Here is a 9284-nt window from a genome sequence, read left to right as displayed (position 1 = left end):
CGCTGGAGCAGCGCTTTATGTTTGACGGCGCTGCTGCGGTGGATGTGGCACATGCGGCCACGGACGCTGCGGCGGCGGGGGGGGCGGAGCACGCGGTGGATACGGCCAGCGCACTGCGGCATGCACTGACCGCAGAAGCGCAGAGAATGACCGAGGGTTCCTCAGGAGCGCCACAACGCCAGGAAGTGGTGTTTGTGGACAATCGGGTTCAAGACTATCAGCAGTTGATAAGCGGCCTGAAACCGGGCACCGAAGTGGTGGTGCTCGACAGCAGCAAGGACGGCCTGCAGCAGATTGCCGACTATCTCGACGGTCGAAGTGGCATCGATGTCGTACATGTCCTTAGTCACGGCGACACCGGCAAGGTGCAACTGGGCAATCTCTGGCTGGATAGCCAGAACCTGGCCAGCCACAGCCAGGCGCTGGCCAGTCTCGGCAAGGCCCTGAACGCCGATGGCGACATTCTTCTCTACGGCTGCGAGATCGGCGCCGACGGCGCTGGGCGGGATTTCATCGAGTCCCTGGCCAAGAGCACCGGGGCTGACGTGGCTGCTTCTACCAACCTGACCGGTGCGCAGAGCAGGGGTGGGGACTGGGTGCTGGAGACCAGCACCGGTAGCATCGAGGCGGCCTTGCCCTTCGCCCTGGCCGATGTCCGCGATTACGATGGCGTGCTCGGCGCACCCGTCAGCGGTACCACCGACTTTGGTAGCGGCGGCAACGACACTACGCTCGCCAGCGGCCCAGGCAACCTGGGCGTCACGGCGCAGAACGCACGAGGCTCGGGCTGGGACGTGACCGTCACCACCACTACGGCAACCAATATTTCCATCGCAGCGGGGGACCTCTACTTCAATACGGGCGATGGAATCTATTACGCCGACAGCAACTTCGACGGTGAACCGCTGCAGTCCTTCAAGGTGGCCTCCAACAGCGGATCCATTTTCGATTTGAAGAGTGTCGATGTGACGATAGCCTCGCAATCGCTCAGCGATAAGGGGCAGACCACACTCTTAGTAACCGGCTACCGCAATGGCGTGGCCGTCTCGGGTGCCAGTCAGTCCTTCAACATCGCTATCTTTGGTGGTCAGTCGAATCTCGAAACCCTCGATCTGTCCGTCAACAGCAACTTCGTCGGCGTCGACTCTTTCGTCATCACCCGCTCCAGCGGCTTGGGCGTCATCTACCTGGGCATCGACAACATCAATGCGGCCAGCGTCCGTGCCCCGACCCTTGCCCCGAGCATGAGCGCCACCGGCGTCAACCCGACCTTTACCGAGAACGGTACCGCGGTAACTCTGTTCAGCGGCGTCAACGCCGACACCCACGACAGCGGACAGAGCTTCACCGGCGCGCAATTCACCGTCAGCAACGTGGCGGGAACCAGCGAATATCTGACCATTCACGGCGTGAACGTTGCCCTGAGCAACGGCAACAGCGTCTCGCTGGGCAGCGGCTACGGCACGGCAAGCATCAGCGTGAGCGGCGGGCTGGCGACCATCAACCTGAGCGGGGCAACGCTGAGCAATGCCGATATGAGCAGCCTGCTCTCCGGTATGACCTACGGCAACAGCAGCGATAACCCGGGCAGCGCCGCGCGCACCGTCACCCTGACCCAGTTGACCGATTCCGGTACCAGCAACAACACCGTTGCCCCCAATATCAGCAGCGTGGTCGCGGTGGTCCCGGTTAACGATGCGCCGACTCAAATCACGCTCTCTAACACGGTGCTGACGCAATCACAGGGCAGCGCCACCTTGTCGACAACGGATGTGGACTCCACCTCCTTTACCTATAGCCTGGTAAGCGGAAACGGGAGCACCGATAACGCCCTCTTCATGCTGTCTGGCAACATGCTGCAGGCGGTTAACGCCTCGACCATGTCGGCAGGGCCCTATTCCATACGTCTGCGTACCACCGATGACGGCGGTGCCAGCTATGAAAAAGTCGTGACGATGGTCGTTACGGATGATATTGCCCCGACATTTGATCAGGCGCCTACCGCCAGCAACCCCACCGCCGGAGGCTTTACCCTGAGCGGCAGTGTGACCGAAGCCGGCGGCGTCTATTACGTGGTCGTTCCCGATGGCGCCAGCACTCCCACCGTCGCCCAGGTGATCGCCGGGCAAACCGCCAGCGGGGCAACCGCTTTTGCCAGCGGCAGCCAGACGCTCAACAGCGCACCCTACGATTTCAGCCTGACCCTTACCGGCCTTGCCGCCAGCACGATGTACGATGTGTACGTCGTTGCGAGAGACATTGCGGGCAATAGCACGGTAAGCGTCGTCAAAGTGGATGCCACCACCGCCTCAGCAGGCACCGCGCCTTCGCTGGCGGCAACCGGCAGCAGCCCGGTGTTTATCGGCGGCATGGCCGGTTCAGTGGATCTTTTTGCGGGCGTCAGCGCCAACACCAACGACAGTGGCCAGACCTTTAGTGGCTTAACGTTAACAGTGTCGAATGCCTCCGACAGCGGGGAATTTATTAACGTTGCGGGCAACAATATCAGCCTTGCCGCTAACAGCTCAGGTACGCTGGCGGACATCGGCAACTACAGCGTCACCCGCGTGGGGAATACCGTTACCCTGCAACTGAGCGGCATGAGCGCCAGCAATGACCAACTCGCCGGTCTGATAGACGGGTTACGCTACGGCAACAGCAGCGACAGCGTGACGGTAGGGGCGCGAGCAGTAACACTGAGCAGCGTCAGTGACAGCGGCGGCACCAATAACACCACCGGGCTGAACCTCACCTCATCGGTGAACGTGCTGACCAGCAATGCCGCGCTGTATGTCACCTCGGGTAATGACACCGGGGCGGATGCCGCATTTGGCAATTCAATACAGGATGATGTGAACGACGGCGGCGGGTTAAGCCTGCGTGAAGCCCTGTACTGGGCCAACAATACCTTCGGCGTTGACCGCATCGTCTTCCAGACCGACGTCACGCTTGCCAATTCGATTATCGCGCCCACGCAAACCATGCTGATTGACGGCCAGCGCTTTACGCTCAATGGTGGCGGTTACTCCGGCTTCCAGATAGCCACCTCGTCGATCACCTTCGCCATTCAGAACCTGACGCTGACCAATTTCACCACCATGAATAATGAGGTTAGCGGAGGTGTCATTGGCTTCCAGCCGAACCTGACCGGTGCCAACCTGCGCCTTTACAACGTTGATATGTCTAACAATATAGATAATGGCTGGGGTAACGGCATTATCGATATGTTCAACCTGGGAGCCGGGACATTTAACTTCGATTTCGATCGGGTCAATTTCCACGACAATATTCTGTACGGCACCTCCAATGGTGACGCCGTAATCAGGCTCTTTGTCTCTGGCACCATGCAAACGGTGTCCATGTCGATCACCAACACCGCCTTCGTTAACAACAATCAATCGGTTTACACGGACCCGACCGCCATCGGCAACGCCGCGCTTGACCTCATGGGTAACCAGGCCAATCCGGTCAATACCCTTATTGCCCTCAATAACGTGACGATCAGCGGGCAAAAAAACGGGATCATTTTTGATTACTTCAACAACGCCAGAATCTGGAACTTGACGGTACGTAACTCGGTCATTAACGCCACCGACGTGGCCATGGTGATGAATAATTACGGCGGTGGGATAAGCCCCGCTCTCAATGTTATTGGCACTAACAACCTGATTGGCATCAACGTTGCAGGCCAGATCTCCGCCACCGACCCACGCCTGACCGCCAGCGCCACTAACGCCATTAATCAAGGCAGCAAATTTTATGTCACCGGTGATAGCGATATTCGTGGGCTGGATCGCATCCGTCAGGGCACGGTGGATATTGGCGCCTATGAATCGCAGTTTGCTTCAGGCAACGCGCCGCAGGTCGATCTGAACGGCAGTAACAGCGGTGTCGACTATTCGGCAGGCGTCTCCAGCGGGCTGAGTAACGGCGTCGCTATTGCGGATTCGCTGGCGACCCTTTCCCAGACTGACGGCGACAGCCGTATCTGGAGCATGACCCTGGCGTTGAGCGGCGTACAGAACATCGGCAGCGAATCGTTAACCCTGTCGCGGTCCGCCCGCCTGGCTGCGCATGCGGCAGGCATTACGGTGACCAGCGACGGACAAACGCTGACCCTCACTGGCGGTGCAACGGTGGAAGCGTTCCAGACCGTGCTGCGCGCCATTATGTACGTCAACGTGGCGACCACCCCGGCGGGTGGGACCCGTACCATTGCAGTGACGGTAAACGATGATGCCACCAGCACCGCCACCTCCAGCCTGACCATCGCGGCCGGTAGCCCGCCGGTGGTTTCCGCGACGATCCCGGCTCAAAGCATTGCACAGGATGGCAGCCTGAGCTTCACGGTTCCGGCCGGAACCTTTACCGATCCGGATGGCGATACGTTAGCCCTGAGTGCCAGCCTCGCAGACGGATCCGCCCTGCCTGGGTGGTTGACCTTCAATGCGGCGACGGGCACGTTCTCCGGCACACCGGGCAACGGCGATGTGGGAGTGCTGAGTATTAAAATCACCTCCACCGATGCCACCAGCAATACCGTCAGCACGACCTTTAGCCTGACGGTCACCAACGTTAACGATGCGCCGGTGTTGATCCCGAGCGGGCCGTCATTGAACGGGCTGACCGACACTGACATCAACAATGCCGGGCAGGCGGTTTCCAGCCTCATCACTGGCAACGTCAGCGATGTGGACAGCGGCGCGCTGCAAGGGATTGCCATTACCGATCTGAACGCGGGCCTCGGCACCTGGCAGTACAGCGTGGACAACGGCGCCAGCTGGCAGGATGTGGGAGCGGTCTCCGCCGCCAATGCGTTGCTGCTGCGCAGCAGCGACCGGGTGCGCTTCGTTCCCGATGGCATCAACGGCACCACCGCCAACTTCACGTTCAAGGCGTGGGACCAGAGCGGCGCCACTGCCGGCCAGCAGGGCGCCAAGGTAGATGCTTCGAGTGCCGGCGGCACCACGCCGTTCTCCTTGGTCAGCGACACCGCCAGCGTCACCGTTACCGCTGTCAACGATGCGCCGCTGGTCACCAGCAGCGGCGGCAGTGCAGCTTTCGTCGAAGGGGCGAACGTGGCTTCCACGCCGGTGGTAGTCGATAGCGGCCTCACGGTATCGGACAGCGATTCTCCGCTGCTCTACGGCGCCACGGTGAGTATCACCGGCAACTTCCAGTTCTTCGAGGATGTGCTGGACTTCACCAACAATCCGGCCACCATGGGCAACATCGTCGGCAGCTACGACACCAGCACCGGCAGACTGATTCTCTCCTCCGTGGGCGGCGCCAGTGTTGCACAGTGGCAGGCGGCGCTGCGCTCGGTGACCTACCGCAACAGCTCGGACACCCCGAACACCTCCACCCGCAGCGTCAGCTTCAGCGTGCATGATGGCCAGCTCGAGAGTGCCGTGGCCACGCGCACGGTGACCGTGACTGCCGCCAACGACGCCCCGCAGCTCAGCCTGCCGGGTGTTATCAATCTCCTTGAAGATTCCTCCCGCAGCATTACCGGCATTACCATCTCCGACGTCGATGCGGGCTTGGGCAGCGTTCAGGTCACTTTCACGCTCCCTGCCGGCAGCGGCACCCTGAGCGTGGCGGTCAGCGGTACGATCGCAGTTGGCTCGGCGCAGAACAGCGTGATCCTCACCGGTCGGGTCGACGACATCAACGCCTACCTTGCCGGCAACAACCTGACCTATAGGCCGCTGGCGAACTACTACGGCAACGTCACCCTCGACGTCCGCGTGAGTGACCTGGGCAACAGCGGTGGCCCGGCGCAGACCAGCAGCGGCAGCCTGACACTGCACGTCGAAGGGGTGAACGATGTCCCGAACCTCCCCGTGGTGCCGTCGTCCCCAGTGAGCGGCAGCGAGGACGTACCCCTGGTGCTGACCGGCATCAGCTTCAGCGATATCGACGCCGGTTCCGGGCAGGTCGAGGCAAGTTTCAGCGTACTGCCCGGCAAAGGCACCTTCAGCGCGTTGGCGGCAGGCGGCGTGACGCTGACGGGTTCGGGCAGCAACCACCTGGTGCTCAGCGGCACCCTGGCCGATATCAACGCTTTCATCGCCAGCGGTGCGGTGAGCTACCTTTCGGCGGCCAATGCATCGGGCACTGTTACCGTGACGGTCAGGCTCGATGACCTTGGTAATACCGGTATGGGCGGCAACATGTATGCGTCGAGCACCTTCAACCTGGCCATCAGCCCGGTGAACGACGCCCCGGTGAACAGCGTACCGGGAAGCCAGTCGGTGCTTGGTGGCCAGACGCTGTTCTTCAGCGTCGGCAACAGCAACCTGATTTCCGTTTCGGACGTGGATGTAGGCAGTGGAACCATGCGGGTGACACTCACCGCCGTCAACGGGACGATCACTCTGGGCAGCATCACCGGCCTGGCGTTCAGCGTCGGCAGTGGTTCCGCTGACAGCACCGTCACCTTCGATGGAAGTCTCGCCGATATCAACCATGCTCTGGCCGGCATGAGCTTCAGCCCTACGGCCGGCTACAACGGCCCGGCCTCGCTGCAGATCGTCAGCAACGACCTGGGGCAGTCCGGAAGCGGCGGTAACCAGACCGACAGTGACTTCATCCTGATCACGGTGGAGCAGCCCAACCCACGAATCGTCAGTGTCAGCGCCGGCAGCCCGGATGGCAGCTACAAGGTGGGCGACCAGATCCTGGTTTTTGTCCAGTTCGATCAGTCGGTCTTCGTCAATCTCAATGGCGGCGTTCCCAGCCTGTTGCTGGAAACCGGCCTGGTCGATCGCAATGCGATCTATGTGAGTGGCTCGGGCAGCAACACCCTGACTTTCCGGTACACCGTGCAGGCTGGAGACGTCAGCGCCGACCTGGACTTCCAGAGCAGGACTGCCCTGCAGCTCAACGGCTCGGCGCTGGCCAACGCTGACAGCGACCCGGCGATCCTGACGTTGCCGACCGTGGGCAGCGCAGACTCCCTCGGTGGTCGCAGCGATATCGTGATCGATGGCGTAGCGCCCACGGTCACCAGCGTCGGCGTGCCGGCCAACGGCACCTACGTGGCGGGGCAAAACCTCGATTTCACGGTGAATTTCAACGAGAACGTCATCGTCGACAGCAGTGGCGGTACGCCGCGCATCGCTGTGACCCTCGACAGCGGCGGCACCGTCTTTGCGCAGTACGTCAGTGGCAGCGGCACCAGCGCACTGGTGTTCCGCCTGGTGGCGGCCAATGGTCAACTCGATACCAATGGCATCAGCCTTGGCTCGTCCATCCAGGCCAACGGCGGCACCTTGCGCGACGGCGTCGGCAACGTCATCAATGGCCAACTGAACAGCGTGGCAAGCACGTCCGGCGTGCTGGTCGATGCGGTGGTGCCCACGGTCAGCAGCGTCAGTGTGCCGGCTGGTGCTCCCTACAATGCCGGGGATACCCTGGCCTTCGTGGTCAACGCCAGCGAAGCGGTGCTGGTCAATGGGGTTCCGAAGCTGGCCCTGGACATCGGCGGCCACACGGTGTTCGCCGACTTCGTCGCGGGTTCCGGCAGCTCGACGCTGGTGTTCCACTACACCATCCAGGCCGGCGACAACGACGCCGATGGCATCAGCGTGACCGGTCTCTTCGCCAACGGTGCCACCCTGCGCGATGCGGCCGGCAACGGCATGAACCTGACGCTGAACAACGTCGGCTCCACCAGCAGCGTCATCGTGGATACCGTGGCGCCGACGCCCAGCGCCATTGTCACGCTCGACCCTTCCCCGAGCAATGCCGGCAGCGTGCGCTACACCGTGACCTTCAGCGAAGGCGTCAGCGGCGTCGACCTGAACGACTTCACCCTGGTTGGCACCGGCACTGCCGCGGGCAGCCTGAGCGTCCTGCAGCAGATTGACGCGCGCACTTACCAGATCACCGTCAGCGGCGTATCCGGGACCGGAACCCTGGGCCTTAACCTCAACGGCAGCGGTACCGGCATCCTCGACGTGGCGGGCAACCCCCTCAACGCCGGCCTGAGTGGTGCCAGTTACAGCATCGACCGAGTCGCTCCGACCATCACCAGCGTCACCGTGCCCGCAAATGGTACCTATGTGGCCGGGCAGAACCTCGACTTCACCGTGACCCTGGACGAGGACGTACTGCTGACCAGCAACGGTCTGCCTCCGAGCATCGAGGTGAACCTGGGTAATGGTCAGACCGCGCTCGCACTCTTCCAGGGCCAGACCGACAGCCGCACTCTGGCATTCCGTTTGACCATCCAACAGGGCCAGCTCGATACCGACGGCATCACTCTCGGGTCCTCGCTCAACCTCAACGGCGCGGTTCTGCGCGACACGGTGGGCAACGATGCCAATGTGACTCTGAACAACGTGGGCGATACCTCGGGTATCAAGGTTGATGCTGTGGTGCCGGTGGTCAATACCGTGGTGCTGCCGGCGAATGGCAGCTACAAGGCTGGCGATGTATTGAGCTTTAGCGTCAATGCGAGCGAGGGCCTGCAGGTCACTGGTTCGCCCCGCTTGGCACTGGATGTCGGTGGCACCACACGTTACGCCAATCTGGTTCCGGGTGGCAGTAGTTCGACCCTGGTCTTCCAGTACACAGTGCAGGCTGGTGACAATGATGCAAATGGTATCAGCGTCAGTGCCAGTCTCGACCTCAATGCCGGCAGCGTCCATGATGCTGCCGGCAACAACCTGGTTTTGACCCTGAATGGCCTGGGTGCAACGTCTGGCGTGATTGTCGACACCCTGCGCCCAACGGCGACCATTGTCGTGGCGGACACCAGCCTTGCGGTCGGTGAGACCTCGCTGGTGACCATCACCTTCAGCGAAGCGGTGAACGACTTCACCAATGCCGACCTGAGCGTCAGCGGCGGCACCTTGAGCACGGTCAGCAGCAGCGACGGCGGCATCACCTGGACAGCGACGTTCACGCCGACCGCCAGCATCACTGATACCACCAACCTGATCACCCTGGACAATTCCGGGGTCACCGACGCTGCCGGCAATGCCGGCAGCGGCACCACCGATTCGAACAACTACGCCATCGACACCCTACGCCCGACCGCCACCATCACGGTCGCGGATACCGCCCTGGCAGTCGGCGAGACCAGCACTGTCACCATCACCTTCAGCGAAGCGGTGGACGGGTTTGACAACAGCGATCTGAGCGTTAGTGGCGGCACCTTGAGCGCTGTTAGCAGCAGCGACGGCGGCATTACCTGGACTGCGACCTTCACGCCCGCGGTCAACCTGGAGAGCACGGTCAACCGGATCACGCTGAACAATGCAGGAGTGACAGAC

At 61.7% G+C, this 9284-nt stretch carries 1 protein-coding gene; it reads left to right on the top strand.

Features of this window, described 5'->3' with window-relative positions; all coding sequences use genetic code 11:
* Window positions 1-17: 17 nt before the first annotated feature.
* On the top strand, window positions 18-9284 hold a 9267-nt coding region (locus P353_RS23845), incomplete at its 3' end, for an Ig-like domain-containing protein (protein ID WP_052085000.1).

The sequence above is a fragment of the Comamonas testosteroni genome (assembly GCF_000761245.1).
GTDB classification, from domain to species: Bacteria; Pseudomonadota; Gammaproteobacteria; order Burkholderiales; family Burkholderiaceae_C; genus Comamonas; species Comamonas testosteroni_C.
Note: the sequence above shows the minus strand (reverse complement) of the source record. Positions and strands in the feature narration are given on the sequence as shown.